Source organism: Sphaerisporangium sp. NPDC049002 (assembly GCF_040649355.1).
Classification (GTDB): Bacteria; Actinomycetota; Actinomycetes; order Streptosporangiales; family Streptosporangiaceae; genus Sphaerisporangium.
This window is the reverse complement of record NZ_JBEZFH010000011.1, coordinates 55580-76668: the sequence shown is the minus strand read 5'-3', so window position 1 is coordinate 76668 and position 21089 is coordinate 55580. Positions and strand designations below refer to the sequence as shown.

General features: G+C 70.8%; 14 protein-coding genes. 3 read left to right on the top strand and 11 right to left on the bottom strand.

Translation table 11 applies throughout. From position 1 onward, the window contains the following. The 11 genes from AB0B89_RS04700 to glgP form a co-directional block, all read right to left on the bottom strand. On the bottom strand, positions 1-1116 hold a 1116-nt coding region (locus tag AB0B89_RS04700), incomplete at its 3' end, for a serine/threonine-protein kinase (RefSeq protein WP_358548118.1). Beyond that, the gene (locus tag AB0B89_RS04695; RefSeq protein WP_358548115.1) at positions 1113-3329 is read right to left on the bottom strand and encodes a protein kinase; all 2217 of its coding nucleotides are present in this window, start codon (positions 3327-3329) and stop codon (positions 1113-1115) included. The genes AB0B89_RS04695 and AB0B89_RS04700, both read right to left, overlap by 4 nt. A gap of 401 nt (positions 3330-3730) precedes the next feature. Beyond that, a complete protein-coding gene (locus AB0B89_RS04690; RefSeq protein ID WP_358548113.1) occupies positions 3731-4255 on the bottom strand; it encodes a YbaK/EbsC family protein in 525 nt (174 codons plus the stop codon). A gap of 3 nt (positions 4256-4258) precedes the next feature. Next, positions 4259-5887, bottom strand: coding sequence for an FAD-dependent oxidoreductase (locus tag AB0B89_RS04685; protein WP_358548111.1), 1629 nt, complete (start codon positions 5885-5887; stop codon positions 4259-4261). Between the two features lie 3 nt (positions 5888-5890). Beyond that, positions 5891-6733, bottom strand: coding sequence for a M55 family metallopeptidase (locus tag AB0B89_RS04680; protein ID WP_358548108.1), 843 nt, complete (start codon positions 6731-6733; stop codon positions 5891-5893). Continuing rightward, the gene (locus AB0B89_RS04675) at positions 6730-7947 is read right to left on the bottom strand and encodes a DUF6395 domain-containing protein (RefSeq protein ID WP_358548105.1); all 1218 of its coding nucleotides are present in this window, start codon (positions 7945-7947) and stop codon (positions 6730-6732) included. Before AB0B89_RS04675 ends, AB0B89_RS04680 begins: the two co-directional genes overlap by 4 nt. A 14-nt stretch (positions 7948-7961) precedes the next feature. Then, positions 7962-8330, bottom strand: a complete 369-nt coding sequence (locus AB0B89_RS04670; protein WP_358548102.1) for a hypothetical protein — start codon at positions 8328-8330, stop codon at positions 7962-7964. Positions 8331-8487: 157 nt separating this feature from the next. Continuing rightward, positions 8488-9261, bottom strand: a complete 774-nt coding sequence (locus tag AB0B89_RS04665; protein ID WP_358548100.1) for an enoyl-CoA hydratase-related protein — start codon at positions 9259-9261, stop codon at positions 8488-8490. 69 nt (positions 9262-9330) lie between these two features. Beyond that, the gene (locus tag AB0B89_RS04660; RefSeq protein WP_358548098.1) at positions 9331-10473 is read right to left on the bottom strand and encodes a glycosyltransferase family 4 protein; all 1143 of its coding nucleotides are present in this window, start codon (positions 10471-10473) and stop codon (positions 9331-9333) included. Positions 10474-10495: 22 nt separating this feature from the next. Further along, on the bottom strand, positions 10496-12649 hold the full coding sequence (locus AB0B89_RS04655; RefSeq protein ID WP_358548096.1) for a glycogen debranching N-terminal domain-containing protein: 2154 nt from the start codon (positions 12647-12649) through the stop codon (positions 10496-10498). A gap of 117 nt (positions 12650-12766) precedes the next feature. Further along, positions 12767-15367 (bottom strand): alpha-glucan family phosphorylase, encoded by a 2601-nt coding sequence (gene glgP / locus AB0B89_RS04650; protein ID WP_358548093.1) that lies wholly within the window; start codon positions 15365-15367, stop codon positions 12767-12769. Between the two features lie 434 nt (positions 15368-15801). On the opposite strand from glgP, the gene AB0B89_RS04645 reads away from it, so the two are divergent. The 3 genes from AB0B89_RS04645 to AB0B89_RS04635 are packed head-to-tail and all read left to right on the top strand — an operon-like array spanning position 15802 to position 21023. After that, entirely contained in the window at positions 15802-17829 is a 2028-nt protein-coding gene (locus AB0B89_RS04645; protein ID WP_358548091.1) for an alpha-1,4-glucan--maltose-1-phosphate maltosyltransferase, read from the top strand. Positions 17830-17859: 30 nt separating this feature from the next. After that, a complete protein-coding gene (gene treS, locus AB0B89_RS04640) occupies positions 17860-19596 on the top strand; it encodes a maltose alpha-D-glucosyltransferase (RefSeq protein ID WP_358548089.1) in 1737 nt (578 codons plus the stop codon). Then, on the top strand, positions 19593-21023 hold the full coding sequence (locus tag AB0B89_RS04635; RefSeq protein ID WP_358548087.1) for an aminoglycoside phosphotransferase: 1431 nt from the start codon (positions 19593-19595) through the stop codon (positions 21021-21023). Before treS ends, AB0B89_RS04635 begins: the two co-directional genes overlap by 4 nt. Positions 21024-21089: the final 66 nt, after the last annotated feature.

The following is a 21089-nucleotide window of genomic DNA, read 5'->3' as shown; positions in this document are numbered from 1 at the left end:
GTACCGCACGGGGGGCAGCAGGTCGGAGTAGCTGTCCTCGGACGCCGGCTTCGTACGCTTGGTCGGCGGGAGGTCGTCGAGCGCGCGGTCGGCCGCCGTGCCGTTCAGCACGTGGGTGCCGTCGGGTGTCGAGCCGTTCAGCACATGCGTGCCGTCGGAGGCGGCGCCGTTCAGCACGTGGGTGGCGTCCGGGACGGACCCGTCGAGCACACGGGTGCCGTCGGGGACCTGCCCGCTCCCCTGGACGGTGTCGAGCCTGCGGGTGTGGCCGGTCCGCGCCGGCGGGCCCTCCTGGAAGGAGGTCACGCTCGGGTCGAGGGACCTCGCCATCGCCAGCAGGCCCTGGGCGCTCGGCCGGGCGCCCGCGTCCACCGCGAAGGCGGCGCGCAGCCAGCCACGCAGCCACGGGGGCGCCTGGTCGATGCTGGCCCGGCCCTCCATGATGTTGTAGCAGACGATCTCGAACGAGCCCGACCCGAAGGGCGGCTTGCCCGTCGCCCCGAAGAACACCGTGGCCGCCAGCGCGTGCACGTCGGCCGCCTGGGTGATCCCCTCGTCCCTGATGATCTCGGGCGCGAGGTAGCCGGGGGTGCCGACGAACATGCCGGTCTGCGTGAGCCGGGTCGCGTTGACCAGGTGGGCGATGCCGAAGTCGATGACCAGCGGGTCGCCGTCGACCAGCATGACGTTCGCCGGCTTGAAGTCGCGGTGGATGACGTCGGCGGCGTGGATGGCGATCAGCGCCTCGGACAGGCCGCGCGCCAGCCGTATGACCTCGCGCGCGGACAGCGGGCCGTCCGAAAGGACGGTCTCCTCCAGCGTGCGGCCGGGCGCGAACCTCGTCACGATGTAGGGCGTGGCCCCCGTCAGCTCGGCGTCGAGCACCTCGGCGACGCGCGGGCTGCGCACCCGGCGCATGGTCTCGACCTCGCGGGTCAGGCGGTCGCGGGCCTTGAGGTCGGCCGCCACGTGCGGGTGGAGGACCTTGACGGCGACCTCCCTGCCCTCCTGGTCGAGGCCGAGATGGACGACGCCCATGCCGCCCTCGCCCAACCGGCGCAACAGCCGGTAGGGACCGAGTCTGTCCAGCGTCTCCGGCACCGTTTCCCCCGTCATCCTGCCTTCCTTTGAAGGCCTTCCAATCGATCGAGCCAGGTGGACACGTCCACCGGACTCCAGACTGCCTCCCCGGCGGGCATGACGAGCAGGCTCACCGCGTAGACGGCCACGAGCGCGGCCGCAAGGCCGAAGATCACGGTGATCGCCGCCGCGGCGCCCTTGGAGGGGAAGGCGGCGGCCAGAGCCCTGGTCATCTGGCGGCCCGGCCCCTCGACGCCCGGCCCCGCGCAGATGACCCACAGGGAGACGGCGACCCCCCAGCTCAGAGCCATGCTCCCGGACGACTTCACGAGGAAGGTCAGGACGAGCGTGACCGGCACGCCCAGGATCAGCGCGTACGGCACGAGCGCGACGGTCACGCCGATGGACTTGGCCAGCGCCCCGGGCTGCCCGAGCACGCGGAGCACGTCGGAGGCGGCGGCGGAGGCCGGGCGTCTGGTGGCGAGTTTCGGCTGGGCGATGTCGGCGGCCCTGAGGAGCATGGCGGCGACGACCCCCAGCGCCGTCACCACGACCGGGACCACCACGGCGGCGCCGACGACGACGAACAGCGCCAGCACGCTCGCCACGCCGTACACCGGCGACCGCCGCAGCAGGTCGTCGCCGTGGCCCTGGTGCTGCCCCAAGCCGTGCGTCGCTTCCGGCGGGAGGTGCACGGTCGGCACGTAGGGCGCGGGATGCTCCTGCCGCACGTGCGGCGTCATCTCGAACAGGTCGGGGGCCTGCTCGAAGAGCGCCTGATGGTGGTACGGCCGCGCGGGGGGCCCTGCCGGGGACGCCTGCGCGGCCGGGGGCCGCTGGTGCGAGCGCGGCGGCGGCACCGGCCCGGCCGGCCCCGCCGGGGACGCCGGGGTGGCGCGGTAGGGCTTGGCCTGGACGTCGAGGTCGCTCAGCTCCTCGGGCCTCACGCGCCGCGTCGGCACCTCGCCCTGGTCGAGCGGCGCGGGCTGGGCGGCCTTCCACGGCTGGGCGGGCGTCGGCGGGGCGTACCGGGTGGGCACCTGGCCCTCCCCGGAGCCCTGCACCCCGGAGCCCTGGACTCCGCCGCCCTGCATCCCGGCGCCTCGCACCCCGCCGCCCTGGGCTCCGGTGCCCTGGGCCCCGGTGCCCTGGGTCCCGGTGCCCGGGCGGGCACCGGGCGCGTCGGTGGAGACCGGCCGCTCGCGGGAGATGCCGGCCCTGCGAAGCTCGTCGCCGGTCACGCGGACGGTCGGCCACGGGTCGCCTGCCACGGCCCCGGGGCTCTGCGGCGCCTCGCCGAGCAGGGACACGTACTCCTCGGCGGGCTTGGCCGGTGCGACCGGCGTGCCCGGAGACGGCACCCCGGGGCGCATGGCCGTCCCCGTGGCCGGATTTCCCGACATGTCAGGAACCGTGAGGATCTCGTCGGGGACGTTCGGACGGCCCTGCCCCGGGCCCGGAGGCACGAGCCGGGAGAGCTGCGCGGCGAGCTCGGCGGCGGTGGGCCGCCTGGCCGGCTCGCGCTGGAAGGCCGCGCGGAGCAGCGGCCGCAGGATCGCCGGGGCGGCGTCGACGTTGGCCTTGCCCGCGGTGATGTTGTAGAACACCATCTCCAGCGTGCCCTTGCCGAACGGCGGCTGGCCCGTGGCGGCCATGAGCATCGTGCCGGCCCAGGCGTGGACGTCGACCTCCGGCCCGGCCTCGTGTCCCTCGATGATCTCGGGGGCGAGGTAGCCGGGGGTGCCGATGAACATGCCGGTCTGCGTCAGCCGGGTGGCGTCGACGGCCTGCGCGATGCCGAAGTCGATCAGCACGGGCTCGCCGTCGAGCATCAGCACGTTGCCGGGCTTGAGGTCGCGGTGGATGATCCCGGCGGCGTGCACCGTGGCGAGGGCATCGGCCACACCATAGGCGAGCCGCAGCAGCGGGCCGACGGCGAGCGGTCCGTCCTGCTTGACCGTGTCGTCCAGGGGCTTGCCCGGGACGTAACGGGTCACGATGTAGGGGCGGCTGCCGGTGACGTCGGCGTCGACGACCTCGGCGATGTGCCTGCTGCGCACACGGCGCATGGTCTCGACCTCGCGCGCGAGCCTGCGGCGCGCCACGTCGTCCCCGGTGACCTCGGCGCGCAGGACCTTGACGGCGACCTGCCTGCCCTGGGAGTCGAGGGCGAGATGGACCACGCCCATGCCGCCTTCACCGAGCCGCCGGAGCAGCCGGTAGGGGCCCAATCGGTCGTCCTGATTCATCTGATCTCCGGCGGTGCCCCGGCATTGGTGTCCGGAGTGAAGCGCCTTGCTCCAATTGTCACATTTCGCTTACTTTGCGCAATGCCCATACCGGAAAACACCGGTCGGCAATTGATGACGTGGCCCGCCGACATAGCCGACTGCCATCGCGGCGGGCAACCCCCGTTGCCAGCCGACCGGTAGCCGACCGCCCCCGCGCGGCTACCGCTCTCTCCCTTCGGCCCATAGTGGCGATGAGAGCACTCCGCGGGCATCCGCCCGCGGTTCTTGACGGCACGTAGCACCATACCGGCTTAAACCCCGCCCATGAGATGAACCAGGAGGCCACATTCCCGGTAGTACAACGGATAAAGCGGCCCCCAGGGTTTCCCATATCCGGAAAGTCTTACAGGGCGGACACCTCACTGGGCGAGTGCCACCACGTCGGCGGTCTTCAGGCGGGTCAGGGCCTCACCGGCGAGCGCCAGCTTGGAGCCCCTGATGCCGCTGCCGATGACGACGTACGGCTGCCGCGCGACCTCCGCGTCCACGAGCACGGGCCAGTCGTCGGGCAGGCCGAGGGGCGTGATGCCCCCGAACTCCATGCCCGACATCTCCACGGCGTCCCGTTGCGGGGCGAAGGAGGCCTTACGGGCGTCCAGGTGCCGGCGGATCACGCCGTTGACGTCCGCGCGCGTCGTCGCGAGCACCATGACGGCGGCGTAGCGCGTCTCGCCGCCCCGCTTCGCCGCCACGATCACGCAGTTGGCCGACTCCCCCAGCCCCACGCCGTACCGCTCGCAGAAGGCGGCGGTGTCGGCGAGTGCCGGGTCGATGGGCGCCACCGCGACCTCGTCGGTCATGGTCGCAACTACCCGGGCCACCGGGTCGGCGAGCAGGTCGCGCCGTTCCCCCGCGGGCACCCAGTCGAGCGTGCCCAGCCTCATGGGTCACCCCTCCTTCAGTACGCGGTGATGAAGCTCGGTCACCACCTTACGGGCGGACTCGAAGGCCCCGGCCTGCCAGGCGATCAGGTGGGTGAGCCAGTCGCCCGCGAAGTAGACCCGTCCGGCGGGCCGCTGGAGCAGCGAGAACCCGTTCATCGACGGCCAGCGCACCCACGAGCCCTCGATGTGCGGCTGCCGCCGCCAGGCGACCGAGACGCTCGTGAGCAGGTCTTGGCCGTACCTGCCTCCGTGGACCTTCCGTCCCTGGACCAGGGCCCGGCGCAGGCGCTCACGGTGCGGCAGCCCGTCGTAGCTCTCGGCGTCCTGCCCGGTGTTGTAGTAGCCGACGATCAGGCCGCGCTCGGTGTGGAACCCGTAGGAGGGGTACCAGATGTGGCCCACGTCCAGGTCGGTCTCGGTGGCGCCGCCGTACACGCGGTCCTCGATCTCCCACCAGCGACGGCCGAATTCGAGGCCGAGCTTGCCCGCCGACAGCGGGACGGGGGCGGAGAGCGCGGCCCTGACGTCGGCGCCGAGGTTGCCCGGGATCTTCGCAAGCAGGTGCGGGGGGAGCGCCGCGACGCAGTAGTCGGCCTTCAGCGGGGCCCCGTTCTCGACGGCGACCTCGACCCCCTCGGGCCGGTTCGTGATCTTCGTGACCCGCGTGCCGGTCCTGATGCGTTCGGCGCCGACGCGTCCCGCGAGCGCGCGGACGATGGAGTCCATCCCGCCCACGGGCTGGAACATCGGCATCGCCTGCTCGTAGCCCGCGTCCATGGTCAGCATCCGGCCGAGGCCCTGGCTCAGGATCTCGGTGAGCGAGGGCGGCGGGCCGAGGGGGGTGCCCGGCCCGACTCCCGGGTTCACGCGGTACCCCCGCCGCTCGCCGCCGGTGTACCCGCGCGTCTGGCCGATCTCCCCGAACTCGGAGAGGAAGTCGAGCAGCCGTTCCTTGTCGGCGCCGGTCAGCTCGGCGTCGAGCGCCCCCGCGTCGGTGGCCTTGGCCAGCAGCTCGGAGATGTACCCGTAGGCGTCGGCGCGGGCCGTACGGGCGCGCACGGGCCGCTTCATGCCGGCCGTGAGGACGTAGGCGCCGGCGTTGTTGTTGACGAAGACCTCAAGGGGGACGCCCAGCTCGCGGCAGTAGTCGAGCGTCACCATCCACTGGGCGATGCGGGCCGGTCCCGCGTTGAAGTAGGTGCCGGCCCCGAAGGCGACCCGCTGGGTCTCACCGCCCGCACCCGAAGTGTCCGGCAGCTCGGTCACGGCGTCCCCGCCGCGCAGGGTCAGGCTGCGCCCGCCCACGCGGTCACGGGCCTCGACGACCGTGCAGTCGTACCCGGCCTTGCCCAGCTCGTACGCGCACGCCAGCCCGGCCACGCCCGCGCCGAGCACGAGCACCCTGGCCGGACCCCCGCCGCGCAGGGAGAAGTCGGAGGGCTGCGGCGGGACGTACGGGGCCGGGGCTCCCGCGCCGCCGACGGGGCGCACGGGCGCCGTCTCCTTGGAGGGGGCCAGTCCCAGCACCCCCATCGCGGCGTACATGGCGCCGGCGCCACCGGCCGCGCCAATGCCGACGAGCAGCGACCTGCGCGTCAGCCGGTCACGCCCTGGTAACCCATCGGTCTCCATGGGTCAGCCGTACACGCCGCTGCCGCAGGCCACCTGGCCCGCGAGCGTCGCGAAGACGCCGAGCAGGCCCATGATGTCGCGGAAGTCCTCGGTGGTGAACTCGGTGTGCCGGGGGCCCACCAGCCGGACGCCGGGGACGAGGGCGCAGCCCGAGGCGATGGCGGTCGAGTTCCACTCGACCCCGAGCGTGAACGGAGGCGCGACCTCGTGGGGCCGGAAGTCGCTCAGGCGGTTCAGCGCCCGGGCGGCGGCCTCCCGGATCAGCGCCTGGGCGACGCTGGGCGGCAGCAGCTCGGCGGAGAACCTGTCGATGCCCTTCTTGACCGCGACGGTCTCGACGTCGCCGAGGAGCGCGCGGGCCTCCTCGCAGACCGCCTCGTCACCGGTCACCAGCGCGACCGGCACCCCGAGGAACCCGGCGAGCCCGGCCACCAGCCGGGTCTCCCCGCAGACCTCGCCGTTGAGGTAGACGTTGTGGATCTCCTTGCCCATCCACGTGTGGTTGAGCACTCCGTGCTGGACGCCGGCCCGGGCGTGGTACCCGGCGAAGCAGGCGGCCTGGAAGTCGGCGGTCAGCCCCTGGGCCATGCGCATCGGCTTACCCGGGCCCCGGATCAGCGAGGCCCTCGCGTCGAGCAGGTCGACGCGGAGGTTCTTGGTCGATCCGTGGGCGTCGTTGACGACCACGGCGGAGGCGCCCGCCTCGAAGGCCCCCGCGATCACGGCACTGGCGTCGGCGGTCATCAGCTCGCAGCCGCGCTCGTAGCCCCGGCCCCCGGCGTGCATCTCCTCGGGGTCGGTTAGCCCGGTCACGCCCTCCATGTCGACCGACAGGTAAACCTTCATCGCCGTCCCCAGCTCTCCACCCGCTCCATGTCCTCCGCGTTCATGAACCCGAACTCGTCAAGCATGGTCGACTCGATCCCCCTCCGCCATGGTTCGGGGATCTCCTCGACGGCCGGAGGGTAGCACCGCTCCAGCCACAAGGTGGACTCGCGCGTCGCCCCGAGGTACCCGGCGGCCCTCGCGAAGGGGGTGTCCTCGATGCCGGGCACGTGGGCGCAGCCGTACTCGATCATCTCCTGGCCCCCGTACGGCGGCGGCTGCTGCCACTTGCGCGCAACCGGCCGGTCCGCGGTGATCGTGGTCTTCATCGGGCGCCGCTCGATGGCGGCCTGGATGAGCTCCTTGTACAGGCACTTGCCGCACCGGCCGCACGGGCCGTCGCTGTCGCCGCGCAGGCACCAGCGCACCTGGTCCCGCAGCTCGGAGCCGAGCGCGAGCCGCATCGTCATGGCCTCGCTGATCCCGCCCACCGGGAGGACCAGGGGCAGCCCCGCGGCGGCGAAGAGGCGTCCCCACGGCCCGTGGGCCGACCACATGGGGTTGTCGGGGGTGTACCTGTGGACGTACCGGCCGCCGCCGAGCCACCGCGAGCCGATCTCGTACCCCAGCGCCACGCCGCCGAGGTCCATGGCCCCGGCCAGCAGGACCGCGCCGGCCATGACGGCATGGTGCTCGGGATACCCGGGGCGCGGGTGCCGCAGCAGGAACTCCAGGTCGGACTCGACGGTGGTCACGTCCCTGCCGGTCTTCCGGGCAAGGCCGGCGAGCACGTCGGACCGGTAGTGCGTCCACCGGTTGGGGACGCGGGGGTGGCTCACCCTGCGGAAGTGGACCAGGGGCGCGTCCGGCAGGATCGCCGCCACCGCCACCGAGTCCGCGCCGCCGCTGTAGGAGATCGCGAGCCGGGTCCCCGGCGTCCGGGGCGACTCGCCGGCCGGTCCCGCCTCGACGCCCCAGCCGCTGTGGAGGGCCGCGGCCAGCTCGGAGGAGATGGGGCGGTCGAAGACGATCCTGCCGGACGTCCAGGGCGCGACCACCGTCCACGCGGCGAGTGCCCGCAGGTCAGGATGGACGGACGCCTCACCGGTCGAACGCGGCAGCCGCAGGTGGCAGGTGTCGGTGGCGAGCTCCACCCGCTGGCCGTCGGTGACGGTGCCGGTGAGGTCCTCACCGGGATCCAGCCGGAGGCGCAGCCTCCAGAGATCGCCGTCCACCGCCCAGCCCACCCTCATGGGGCCGCTTTCTCCGAGCCCCCGGCCTCGCGGATCGCGTCGATGGCCTGCCAGATCAGGACCTCGGACTGGAGCACGTGGTCGACGGCCGAGGCCGTCTCCGTGGCGAGCCGGTGGGCGTCCTCGACCCTGGCCGCGAGCTTCGGGTCGGTGGAGGGCGCGGTCGGGCCCGCAGCACGCCGACGGAGCTGGTCGACCTCGCGCCGCAGCGCCGTGACCTCCCGCTTCAGCGCCTGGACCTCCCACAGGGAATCCCGGACGTCCTGCCGGTGATCGGCCCGCGTCACGTAACGGCCGTCCAACCGGCCAAGTATGGCGCGCCGGACCCGCAGAGGCGCCAGGACGCGCATTACAAACCGCGACATGATCGGTCACCTTAGCGGGAAACCATGATCTCTCCGAACTGCCGATGAATACCGTTATGTCATATTCCCCATGGTGGCACCGCCCCGGCCCGGTGCTACGGGCACGCCCGCCGTCCGCCCTTCCCGCGGCGGCGTGCCCGCAGGCCGTACGAGCCGGTCAGCGGCCGGTGAACTCGGGCTTGGTCTTCTCGGCGAACGCGCGCAGCCCGGCGCGGGCGTCCTCGGTGGCGAACATGCCGGAGAAGTGCAGCCGCTCGATCTCCAGGCCGGTGGTCAGGTCGACGTCGAGCCCGTGGTCGACGGCCTGCTTGGCGGCGCGCAGCGCGACGGCCGGGCCGTCCGCGAACCGCTCGGCGAGGGCGAGCGCCTCCGCGTGGACGTCGGCGTCGGGGACGACCTTGTCGACCAGGCCGATGGCGAGCGCCTCGGCCGCGCCCACGTGGCGCCCGGTGAAGATGAGGTCCTTGGCCCTGGCCGGGCCGATCAGGCGCGGCAGCCGCTGGGTGCCGCCCGCGCCCGGGATGATGCCGAGCGTGATCTCGGGCTGGCCGAGCTTGGCGCCCTCGCCCGCGATGCGGAAGTCGGCGCAGAGGGCCAGCTCACAGCCCCCTCCGAGGGCGTAGCCGGTGATCGCCGCGATGACGGGCTTGCCGATCTTCGCCACGGCGGTGAAACACGCCTGGAGCTCCCCCGAGTGTGCCGACATATCGGCATACGTCATGTCGGCCATCTCCTTGATGTCCACCCCTGCGGCGAACACCCGTTCTCCCCCGTAGATGACCACGGCGCGCACGGCCGGGTCGGCGTCCACCTGGCGGGCGCACGCGGCCAGCTCCCGCTGGACCTGCCCGTTGAGGGCGTTCATCTTCGGCCGGTCCAGCCGGATGGTCGCGACCCCGCCGCCGGCCTCGACACGTACGAACTCCGTCATGACGCCCTCCTCAGTGGTACGCGCCCCGATCCCGGGAGCGCGGCACCACCACGATACGGGCGGGCGCGATCAGCGGATCGGCACCCCGGCGCGCGCGACGACCTCGCGGTAGACCCGCTCGTACCCGGTCGCCATGGACATGACGTCGAAGTCGCGCTCCACGTGCGCGCGGCTGTCGGAGGGGCGCAGCCCGTCGACCGCCTCGATGGCGGCGGGCAGCTCGTGAGGGTACCGCCGGACGAACCCCGTGACCCCGTCGACCACCACCTCGGGCACCGACCCGAGCCCGAGGGCGACCACGGGCGTCCCGCAGGCCATGGCCTCGATCATCACCAGGCCGAAGGGCTCCTGCCAGGTGATGGGGAAGAGCAGGCAGCGCGCCGCCGCCATGAGCTGGCGCTTGCGCACGATGTTGGCCTCGCCCTCGTACCGGGCGTCCGGCCCGAGCCTCGGGCGGACGTGCTCGTTGAAGTAGGCGAACTCGGCCGGCTCGACGAGCTTGCCCGCGAGCACGATGCGCCGGCCGGCCGCGCGCGCCGCGTCGATGGCCAGATGGGCCCCCTTGTCCCCGGCGAACCGCCCGATCCACAGGACCCAGTCCTCTTTGCGCTCCCTGTAGGGGAACGTGCGGGTGTCAACGGCGTTGTACACCTGCCCGACCCAGTTGAGGTCGGGGGCGTAGGTCCGCTGGGCGAGCGAGATCGACACCAGGGAGATGCGGTCGCCCAGGGTGCGGTAGTACTCCCCGAGCTCCCCGTCGGCCGGCCCGTGGCAGGTCACGACGGTCGGGGCGGTCCTGCCCAGGGCGGTGAGCGGCCCCGCGAGGGTGTGGTCGTGAACGATGTCGGCGTCCAGCTGGGCCAGGAGCCGGGCGGCGATGGCCGTGTGCAGCACCTCCGGCATCGGCTCGCCGATGCGTTCGGAGGGCGCGCGGCTGTAGGTGCGCAGGAAGGGTGCCTTGGTCGTGGTCCTGCCCGCCCCGATGAGGGTCACATCGTGGCCGAGCCTGATCAGGCCGCCGACGAGGTCGGACAGCATCGCCTCGATGCCGCCGTACCCCTTGGGCGGCACCTCCGACCACGGCGGCGCCACCATGGCGATATGCAGGCCTCCAGAGCCTCCGGCCTGTCGCGGAGCGTGCCGCCGCCCAAAGACGCCGATCGATGTGGCCATGTCGGAGCGCACCTCCAGCCGGATCCCCGGAGTGCTCATACCCCTCCGTGACGTCGCGAAATCAGTCACGGTCCGGCGCGGAGACCGCCGTCGGCGGGCGCGGTTCGTTGATCAGCTGGACTCCCCCGGGGAGCCCGCAGACGGTGGCGGAGTCGTCGCCTTCCTGCACCTTCACCATGAGCCTGGCCTCACCGAGGGGCAGGTTCGACACCTGGAGAAGGCCGAACCCGTCAGGCAGCGCGGGCGCCACCCACACCTTCCCGTAGGGCACCCACGGGTCGAACCGCAGCAGCGACCTGACCAGGTGGATGGGTGTGGCCGCGGCCCACGCCTGGGGCGCGCACGAGGTCGGGTACGGGATGGGCGCAGGGAACTCCTCACGCCCGAACCCGCAGAACAGCTCGGGGAGCCGCCCGGCGCACGCCTGCGCCGCCTCCAGCAGCCCCTCGGCGATCCGCTGGGCCGCCTCGACGAAGCCGTAGCGCATCAGCCCGGCCACGATGATCGCGTTGTCGTGCGGCCAGACCGACCCGTTGTGGTAGCTCATCGGGTTGTAGGCGCCCATGTCGGTCGCCAGGGTCCTCACGCCGTACCCGCTGAACATCTCCGGCGACACCAGGTGCTCGGCCACGGACGGGGCCTTGTCCTCGTCCACGATCCCCGTCCACAGGCAGTGGCCCATGTTGGAGGCGAGCGCGTCGATCAGGCGCCCCTCCCCGTCGAGCCCCATCGCGTAGTAGCCCCGCTCGGGGATCCAGAACCGCTCGTTGAACGCCTCCCGCAGGGCCTCCGCCTGCTTCTCGCAGCGCCCCTCGGTCTCGGCGTCCCCCTCCTCGTGGGCGAGGTTGGCGCGCGCGATGTAGGCCGCGTAGACGTACCCCTGGGCCTCCGCCAGGGCGATCGGAGCCCTGGCAAGGCTGCCGTCGGAGTAGTTCACGCCGTCGAACGAGTCCTTCCACCCCTGGTTGACCAGGCCGCGGTCGGTCTTGCGCCGGTACCACAGGAACCGCTCGCACTGGCCGTAGTCCTCGATCCAGCCGAGTGCCGCGTCGGCGTGCGGGAGGAGCCGCCGTACGTCGTCACCGGCCAGGCCCCAGCGCCGCAGCTCGCCGAGGAGCATGACGAACAGCGGGGTGGAGTCGACCGACCCGTAGTACGGCTGGCCTCCGGCGGAGGCGGGCGCCCCCGGCTCCACGCCGTACCGGAGCTCGTGGAGGATCTTGCCGGGCTCCTCCTCGGTGAGCAGGTTGACCTTGGTGCCCTGGAGCTCGGCGAGGCGGCGCAGCGTGCCGAGGGCCAGGGTCTGGTCGAGCGGGAGCGCGAACCACGAGGTCAGCAGGGAGTCCCTGCCGAAGAGGGTCATGAACCAGGGCGCGCCGGCCGCGATCGAAGGAAGCTCCTCCGGGCGGTCCTTCTCAAAAAGCCTCAGGCTGCCGAGGTCCGTCCTCGACCTGCGGAGCGCCTGGGCCAGGGGGACGTTCGTGGTGCTGATGGCCGGGCTGCTCCGCACCCATTCGGCCAGGCGCATGGCCGGTTCGGCGTGCTCGACCGGGCGGCGCGCGGAGAACCAGGCGGGCGCCTCCTCCCCGTCGAGGATCGGGTTCACCTGGAGGGTGACCCGCCACTCGCTGCGCGCGGGCACGACGGTCCTGAAGGTCAGCAGGCCGGGTATCGCGTTGAACTCCGCCCCCTCGGAGTCGGCGATGACCCGCGCCCCCCGGGACCGGCTCGCCGAGACGATCTTCAGCCCGGTGCTGTCCACGATCGTCTCGACGTCGGTCACCCACTGGATGCGGTGGGCCTTGACCTCGAACAGGTCGGCGATGTCGGAGGCGACCATCAGGGTGACCAGGCATCCCGCGGCCTCGTCGGCGAGGTTGCGCAGCGTGACGTCCTCACGCAGGCCGCCGCCGACGTAGCGATCCCTGATCACCAGCATCGTGCTGTCGGCCCGGCCGGGCCGGGGCGGGGTCCGTCCGAGGAAGGTGGCGTGGTACGGCTCCCCCGGCACCACCTTCAGGCTCTCAAGGGGGGCGTCATCGACGCGCAGTTCCCACCGGGACACCAGGCGGGTGTCGGCGTAGTACACGCCTTGGGCCCCGCCCGGCAGGATGTCGCCGTTCTGCTCGCATACGCAGAACGATCCCCCCTCGACCAGCGTGGTCGTGGTGTCGCCCAGGGCTCCCGGCTGTCCCTCGAATGTCCAGCCTTCCACGGCGGATCACGCTCCTTCACGGATGAAATCGCGTTGCCTCCGTCAGCCCTGCCCAGTCGGCAGCCAGTACATTCGGGATAGCTTGCCCGTTTTGTGGTGTTATGCCCTCCAAGGCTCCTAGCGGAGAGTCCCGTTCGTCATCCCGACGGGCTCCTCGGGCACCGTGATGAGGCCCAGCTCCGCCGGAGACGACATCAGCGGGTGCGCGGGGACCACCCGGACGGTGTACCCGAACGCGCCCGTGCGGTCGAGCGGCACGACCCCGGTGTAGGTCGCCTTGCCGTCGTCGCCCACCGCGTCCACCTGGAGCGTGACGTACGACGGGCCGATCAGCTCGTCGTGCCCGCCCACCTTGCCGTACGCGGCCTGGACGCTCACGTCGTCCGGGGACAGCTCGCCGAGCGCGATCGTCGCGCGCACCTCCATCGCCGCCCCGAGCTCGGGGGTGTCCCCGATGCCCGACGCCTCGATGTGCTCCACCCGGACGCCGGGCCAGGCGCGGGTGACCCGCAGCTTCCACGCCGCGAACTCGCGCGCCTTGCTGTGGTCGCCCTTGGACAGATCGCGCGCCGAGTCGGCGGCCGGCGCGTACAGGTCGACGACGTAGTCGCGGAGCATGCGCCCGGCGAGGACCTTCGGTCCGAGCGAGCTGAGCGTGTGCTTGACCATGTCGAGCCAGCGCCGGGGATGGGTGCCGTCGGCGCGGTCGTAGAACCGGTCGGCGACCTCTCGCTCGATCAGGTCGTACAGCGCGCCCGCCTCCAGATCGTCACGGCGGTCGGGGTCCTCCACGCCGTCGGCGGTTGGGACGGCCCAGCCGTTGTTGCCGTCGTACCACTCGTCCCACCAGCCGTCCCTGATGGAGAGGTTGAGCCCTCCGTTGAGCGCGGCCTTCATGCCGGAGGTGCCGCACGCCTCCAGCGGGCGCAGCGGGTTGTTCATCCACACGTCACAGCCCTGGACCATGAGCTGGCCGAGGTTCATGTCGTAGTCGGGCAGGAAGACGATGCGGTGGCGCACGTCCTCGCTGTCGGCGAACTTCACGATCTGCTGGATGAGCTTCTTGCCGCCCTCGTCGGCCGGGTGCGCCTTGCCCGCGATCACGATCTGGACGGGCTTCTCGGGGTCGAGCAGCAGCTCCCTGAGCCGGTCGGGGTCCTTGAGCATGAGCGTGAGCCGCTTGTAGGAGGGGACCCGCCGCGCGAAGCCGATCGTCAGCACCTCGGGGTCGAGGGCCTCGTCGATCCAGCCCAGCTCGGCCGTGGAGGCGCCCCGGGCGCGCCAGGAGGCCCGCAGCCGGTCGCGTGCGGCGTCGACGAGCTGGCGTCGCAGCCTGCCGCGGATGCCCCAGATGTCCTCGTCGGAGAGCTTCTGCACCCCTTCCCAGCCCTGGGCCTTCTCGATCAGCGAGGGAAGCTCCTTGCCCGCGAGCTCCATCACCTCGCGCGCGACCCAGGTGGGGGCGTGGACGCCGTTGGTGATCGACCCGATCGGGATGTCGTCCAGGTCGAACCCCGGCCAGAGCCCCTGGAACATCTCGCGGCTGACCTCGCCGTGGAGCTCGGACACACCGTTGACCCGTTGGGCAAGCCGCATGCCCATGACGGCCATGTTGAACACCGCGTCGGCCCCGGCCTCTGGGGAGCCGGGCTCGGCTCCGAGCGCGAGGATGCGCTCCACGGGAACGGTCGGCCAGGCGTTGTCGCCGCCGAACTGCTTCTCGATCATCTCGGCGGGGAACCGGTCGATGCCCGCGGGGACGGGCGTGTGCGTGGTGAACACCGTGCCCGCGCGGACGGCCTCCAGGGCCTCCTCGAAGGACAGCCGGTGCTCGGTCAGCTCGCGGATGCGTTCGAGGCCGAGGAAGCCCGCGTGGCCCTCGTTGGTGTGGAAGACCTCGGGCTCGGGGTGCCCGGTGATACGGCAGTAGGCACGCAGCGCGCGCACCCCGCCGATGCCGAGCAGCAGCTCCTGCATGAGCCGGTGGTCGGTGCCGCCGCCGTACAGCCGGTCGGTGACGTCGCGGGCGGCGTTGTCGTTCTCGGCCACGTCGGAGTCGAGCAGCAGCAGCGGGACCCGGCCCGCCTGGGCCACCCAGATCTGCGCGTGCAGCGTGCGCCCGCCGGGCAGGGGGATCGCGACGCGGGCGGGGGCGCCGTCCTCCTCCTTCAGCAGGCTCAGGGGCAGGCCGCCGGGGTCGAGGCTCGGGTAGTGCTCCTGCTGCCAGCCCTCGGCCGACAGCGACTGGGTGAAGTAGCCGTGCCGGTAGAGCAGCCCCACGCCGAGGATGGGCACACCGAGGTCGCTGGCGGCCTTCAAGTGGTCGCCCGCGAGGATGCCGAGTCCTCCGGAGTACTGCGGGAGCGCGGCGGCGATGCCGTACTCGGGCGAGAAGTAGCCGATGGCCGCGGGGGCGTCGGGCAGGGTTTGGTACCAGCGGGGCGCGGTCATGTATTCCCGCAGGTCGTCCGCGGCGTCGGCGAGCCTGCGGAGGAACCTTCGATCACGCGCCAGCTCGGCCAGCCTGTCGGCCTGCACCGCTCCGAGCAACGCGACCGGGTCGTGCCCGACCCGTTCCCAGGTGTCGGGATCCACCTCGGCGAACAGATCCATGGTCTCCGGGTGCCAGGACCAGCGCAGATTTTGCACGAGCTCGCCGAGGGCGGCCAGCTCCACGGGAAGGACGGTACGGACGGTGAACCTGCGTATTGCTCTCACGGGGCCAGACCCTAGTTACTCAGCGCCACGACGCGCGACCGAAACACTCTTGTGCGCCTACCAGATCTCATGCGTTTCGCTCTCACCACTCCCCTACATGCTCAAACATCACTAAAGCGGACCGGTCAATGTGATCTCAACTTGATCATGAACGACTCCCCCCCTCAGATGGCAACTCTCAGGGACATAAGCCGTCCGGGGCACCCCTAACTTCCCTTGGGCAGGCTTGAAGAGGGACTATGGGGGCAGTCCCATGTAAGAGCCTCAGGATCCACCTCCGATCCCCCGAGATGACATCCGTCACGCCGGGGGTGAATACGACCGCGCCTACCCATACACCGGCATCAAGCCGGGACCTACTTGAAAGCAAAGATCACTCCTTGCCCTCACAATTCCCGGCGGCGCCCGGTGCGTCGCCGCTACCTTGAGACGCGATGATCGGACGAATCCCAATACAGGAAATTTACCCTGTTGTCGAGTGCGGGCGGTGGCCCGCGAAGGCAGCGGCGGGCGAGACCTTCAGGATCAGCGCCACCGTGTTCCGCGAGGGACACGACGCGGTGGCGGCCGGAGTCGTGCTGGTCGATCCCGACGGCAAGCGCCAGCGGCTCACGGCCATGCGCGAGGTCGAGCCCGGCACCGACCGGTGGGCCGCGGAGGTCACGCTGCCCACGGAGGGTAACTGGCACTTCCGCGTCGAAGCCTGGAGCGACCCTGTCGCCACCTGGCTGCACGACGCCGGGATCAAGATCCCCCGTGGCATCGACACCGACCTGATGTGCGAGGAGGGGGCGCGCATATTCGCGCGCGCCGCGAAGGCCGTGCGCCCGACCGGCTGCGACAACTGCACGCACCGGGCCGCGCTCCAGGCGGTGGCCGACCGGCTGCGGGACGACGACCTCGATCCCCGGGCCAGGCTGGCCCTGGCGCAGCTCCCCGAGACCGCGAGCGTGCTCGCCTCCCACCCGCTCCGCGATCTGGTGACCAGGGCGCCGAGGTACCGCATCCGGGTCGACCGGAGGCGGGCCCTGTTCGGCTCCTGGTACGAGTTCTTCCCCAGGTCCGAGGGGGCCGTCCTCGAAGAGGGCGCCATCCCCAAGTCCGGAAATTTCCGGACGGCGGCCGAGCGGTTGCCGGCCGTGGCCGGCATGGGCTTCGACGTCGTCTACCTGCCTCCGATCCACCCCATCGGCGAGACCTTCCGCAAGGGACGCAACAACACCCTGCACCCCGAGCCGTACGACGTGGGCTCCCCCTGGGCGATCGGCTCCGAGGACGGCGGGCACGACGCGATCCATCCTGATCTGGGCACCTTCGAGGACTTCGACGTCTTCGTGCGGCGGGCCCGTGAGCTGGGCCTGGAGATCGCGCTCGACCTGGCCCTGCAGTGCTCCCCCGACCACCCGTGGGTCAAGGACCACCCCGAGTGGTTCACGATCAGGGCCGACGGCTCCATCGCGTACGCGGAGAACCCGCCGAAGAAGTATCAGGACATCTACCCCCTGAACTTCGACAAGGACCCGAAGGGCATCTACACCGAGGTCCGGCGGGTCGTCCGCCACTGGATGGACCACGGCGTCCGGATCTTCCGGGTGGACAACCCGCACACCAAGCCGGTCGGGTTCTGGGAGAAACTGCTGGCGGACATCCACTCCACCGACCCGGACGTGCTGTTCCTGTCGGAGGCGTTCACCCGTCCCCCGATGCTGCGTGGCCTGGCCAAGATCGGTTTCGACCAGTCGTACACGTACTTCACCTGGAAGAACTCCAAGGCCGACCTTGAGGGGTACCTGGCCGAGCTCTCGCACGAGACCTCGTACTACCTGCGGCCCAACTTCTTCGTCAACACCCCGGATATCCTGCACGAGTACCTGCAGAACGGCGGCGTGCCGGCGTTCAAGATCAGGGCGGTGCTGGCGGCGTTGGCGTCACCTTCCTGGGGGGTCTACGCGGGCTACGAGCTCGCCGAGAACGCCCCGGTACGACCGGGCAGCGAGGAATATCTCCACAGCGAGAAATTCGAGCTCAGACCACGTGACTGGGCCGCCGCGGAACGCGAGGGCCGGAGCCTGGCGCCCTTCATCACCCAACTTAATTTGTTCCGAAGAGCACACCCTGCGGTCCAGGAACTGCGTAACCTACGTTTCCACAGCGTCGACCACCCGGACATGATCTGCTTCTCAAAGCGGCTGCCCGGCGCCTACGACCCGTCCACACGACGGCACGGCCTAGGCGATGTCGTTCTGGTCGTCGTCAATCTCGATCCGCACAACACGCACGAGGCGACGGTCAGGCTGGACATGCCCGGCCTCGGCCTCGATTGGGGCGCCGAATTCGTCGTGGACGATGAGCTCTCGGGCGACTCGTTCCACTGGCGGCAGGCCAACTACGTGCGCCTCGATCCGCACATCAATCCAGCACACGTCCTCACACTGCGAGCGACGCCGACCAGCCAGGTGTAGGCACATGGCGACAGCGGCGGAAAAGCGAGCATGAGCACAGCGGGGAGTCCACAGGTGAGCTTGACGCCTCAGCCCGTCCCGAACACCTTCACACACGAAAAGCCGCGCGATCCACACTGGTACAAACGCGCCGTTTTCTACGAAGTCCTCATCCGAGGATTCGCGGATTCGAACGGGGACGGTACCGGAGACATCCGCGGCCTCATCAACAAGCTGGATTATCTCCAGTGGCTCGGCGTCGACTGTCTGTGGCTTCTGCCACTCTACGAGTCCCCGCTTAAAGACGGCGGATACGATATTTCCGACTTTATGAAGATTCTCCCGGACTTCGGGGATCTCGGGGATTTCGTCAAGCTCGTCGACGAAGCGCACAAACGCGGCATGCGGGTTATCGCGGACCTGGTCATGAACCACACCAGCGACCAGCATCCGTGGTTCCAGGCCTCCCGGCACGACCCCACCGGGCCGTTCGGGGACTTCTACGTCTGGTCGGACGACGGCGAGCAGTACAACGACGCGCGGATCATCTTCATCGACACCGAGACGTCCAACTGGACGTACGACCCGGTCCGCGGGCAGTACTACTGGCACCGGTTCTTCCACCACCAGCCGGACCTCAACTACGAGAACCCGGACGTCCAGGAGGCCATGCTGGAGGTCCTGCGCTTCTGGCTGGACCTCGGCATCGACGGGTTCCGGATGGACGCCATCCCTTACCTGTTCGAGCAGGAGGGGACCAACTGCGAGAACCTCCCGCAGACCCACGAGTACCTCAAGCGGGTAAGGAGCGAGGTCGACCGCCTCTACCCCGACCGCGTGCTGCTCGCCGAGGCCAACCAGTGGCCGGCCGACGTCGTCGAGTACTTCGGCGACCCGGTGACCGGCGGGGACGAATGCCACATGGCCTTCCACTTCCCGCTGATGCCGCGCATCTTCATGGCCGTGCGCCGTGAGACCCGCTACCCGATCTCGGAGATCATGGCCCAGACGCCGAAGATCCCCGAGAACTGCCAGTGGGGCATCTTCCTGCGCAACCACGACGAGCTCACGCTCGAGATGGTGACCGACGAAGAGCGCGACTACATGTACACCGAGTACGCCAAGGACCCGCGCATGCGGGCCAACGTCGGCATCCGCCGCCGCCTGGCCCCGCTCCTGGAGAACGACCGCAACCAGATCGAGCTGTTCACCGCCCTCCTCATGAGCCTGCCGGGGAGCCCCGTGCTCTACTACGGCGACGAGATCGGCATGGGCGACAACATCTGGCTGGGTGACCGCGACGGCGTCCGCACGCCGATGCAGTGGACGCCCGACCGCAACGCGGGCTTCTCCGACTGCGACCCCGGCCGCCTCTACCTCCCGGTGATCATGGACCCGATCTACGGGTACCAGGCGCTCAACGTGGAGGCGCAGCAGAAGAATCCGGGCTCACTCCTTCACTTCACCAAGAAGATGATCGAGATCAGGAAGCGGCACCCCGTCTTCGGGCTGGGCGAGTTCACCGAGCTCAACTCCTCCAACCCGAGCGTCCTCGCGTTCGTCCGCGAGCTCGGCGACGACAGGGTCCTGTGCGTCAACAACCTGTCCCGCTTCCCCCAGCCGGTGGAGCTGGACCTGCGCAGGTTCGAGAGCGTCACGCCCGTGGAGTGCACCGGTGGGGTTCCATTTCCACCGATCGGCGAGCTTCCGTATCTTTTGACGCTTCCTGGGCATGGGTTCTATTGGTTCACCCTTCCGCCCACGAGCGCAGCAGCCGAGGAGACGTGACACATACTCTCGAAGAGCTACTTGCCGGCTGGATCACCCATCAGCGGTGGTTCGCCGGCAAGGGCCGCGCGATCACCGACCTGGCCGTCGAGGCCGCCACCCCGCTACCCCTTCGTGGTCCTGCAGAATCCTTCCACAGCGATGTGGCGGGTTCCTCCAGGACCACGGAAGACTCGGCGAGGCCTTCGGCCGGCGATCGAGTCTGCCTGCGCCATCTGGTCATCACCGTGAGGCAGGACACGCACACCGACCGCTACCAGCTACTTGTGGGCTTCCGCCCGGAGCTTCCCCAGCGGCTGAAGCACGTCGCGATCGGCGAGACCGCGGAAGGCTTCGCCTACGACGCCGTCCATGACGCGGAGGTCACCGGCGTCCTGCTCACGGCGATCGCCGCGGACGCCGACCTCGGCGCGCTCCGCTTCCGCCACATGCCGGGCACCGAGATCGACACCTCGCCCCGGAGCCTCGTGCTCGGCGGCGAGCAGTCGAACACCTCGCTGGTGTTCGGCGACGCCTACATCTGCAAGCTGTTCCGCAAGCTCGTCCCCGGCGTGAACCCGGAGCTGGAAGTGGTGTCCGCGCTCGCGGAGCGCGGCTCCCCCAACATCGCCAGACCGTACGGCTGGATCGAGGCCGACGTCGACGGCCAGAACACCACGCTCGCGTTCACCCAGGAGTTCCTTCCCACCGCCAGCGACGGCTGGGCCCTCGCGCTCACCAGCGTGCGCGACCTGTACGGCTCGCTCCCCGGCACCAAGGCGGGCGACGCGGGAGGGGACTTCGCCGCCGAGTCGCACCGCCTCGGCATGGCCACCGCCCACCTGCACAAGGAGCTGGCCGCGGCGTTCCCCACGAGTGTGGTGGAGGCCCCCGAGGTCAAGCGGATGGCCGAGGGGTTCAGGCGCCGCCTGGAGGCCGCCATCGCCGAGGTGCCCGAGCTCGCCGCCCACGCGCGGGTCGCCCACGAGGCGTTCGACCTACTGGCCGACATCGACCGGCCGATCATGGTCCAGCGCGTCCACGGCGACTACCACCTGGGCCAGGTCATGCGCACGCCCGGCGAGTGGGTGGTCCTGGACTTCGAGGGCGAGCCCGGCCAGCCGCTGAGCGAACGCAGGGCCCTGGACTCCCCGGTCAGGGACGTCGCGGGCATGCTCCGGTCTTTCGACTACGCGGCGCGTCACCTGCTGTCCGACCACCCGGACGCCGAGTCCCTGGAGCTCCGGGCCGCCGAATGGTCCGAGCGCAACCGCGCGGCCTTCATCGCGGGGTACTCGGCGGGCGGCGGCCGGATCCGCGGCGACGACGCCGTGCTGCTGCGCGCGCTGGAGCTGAGCAAGGCCGCCTACGAGGTGGTCTACGAGGCCCGCAACCGCCCGGCCTGGCTCCCCATCCCGCTCGCGGCCTTCACCCACGCCGTGCGGTGACCGCACCGCCTTCATCCTTCGATACGATCCGTAGCCAGATGGGTACCTGGCGTGAAGGCGGTGGTC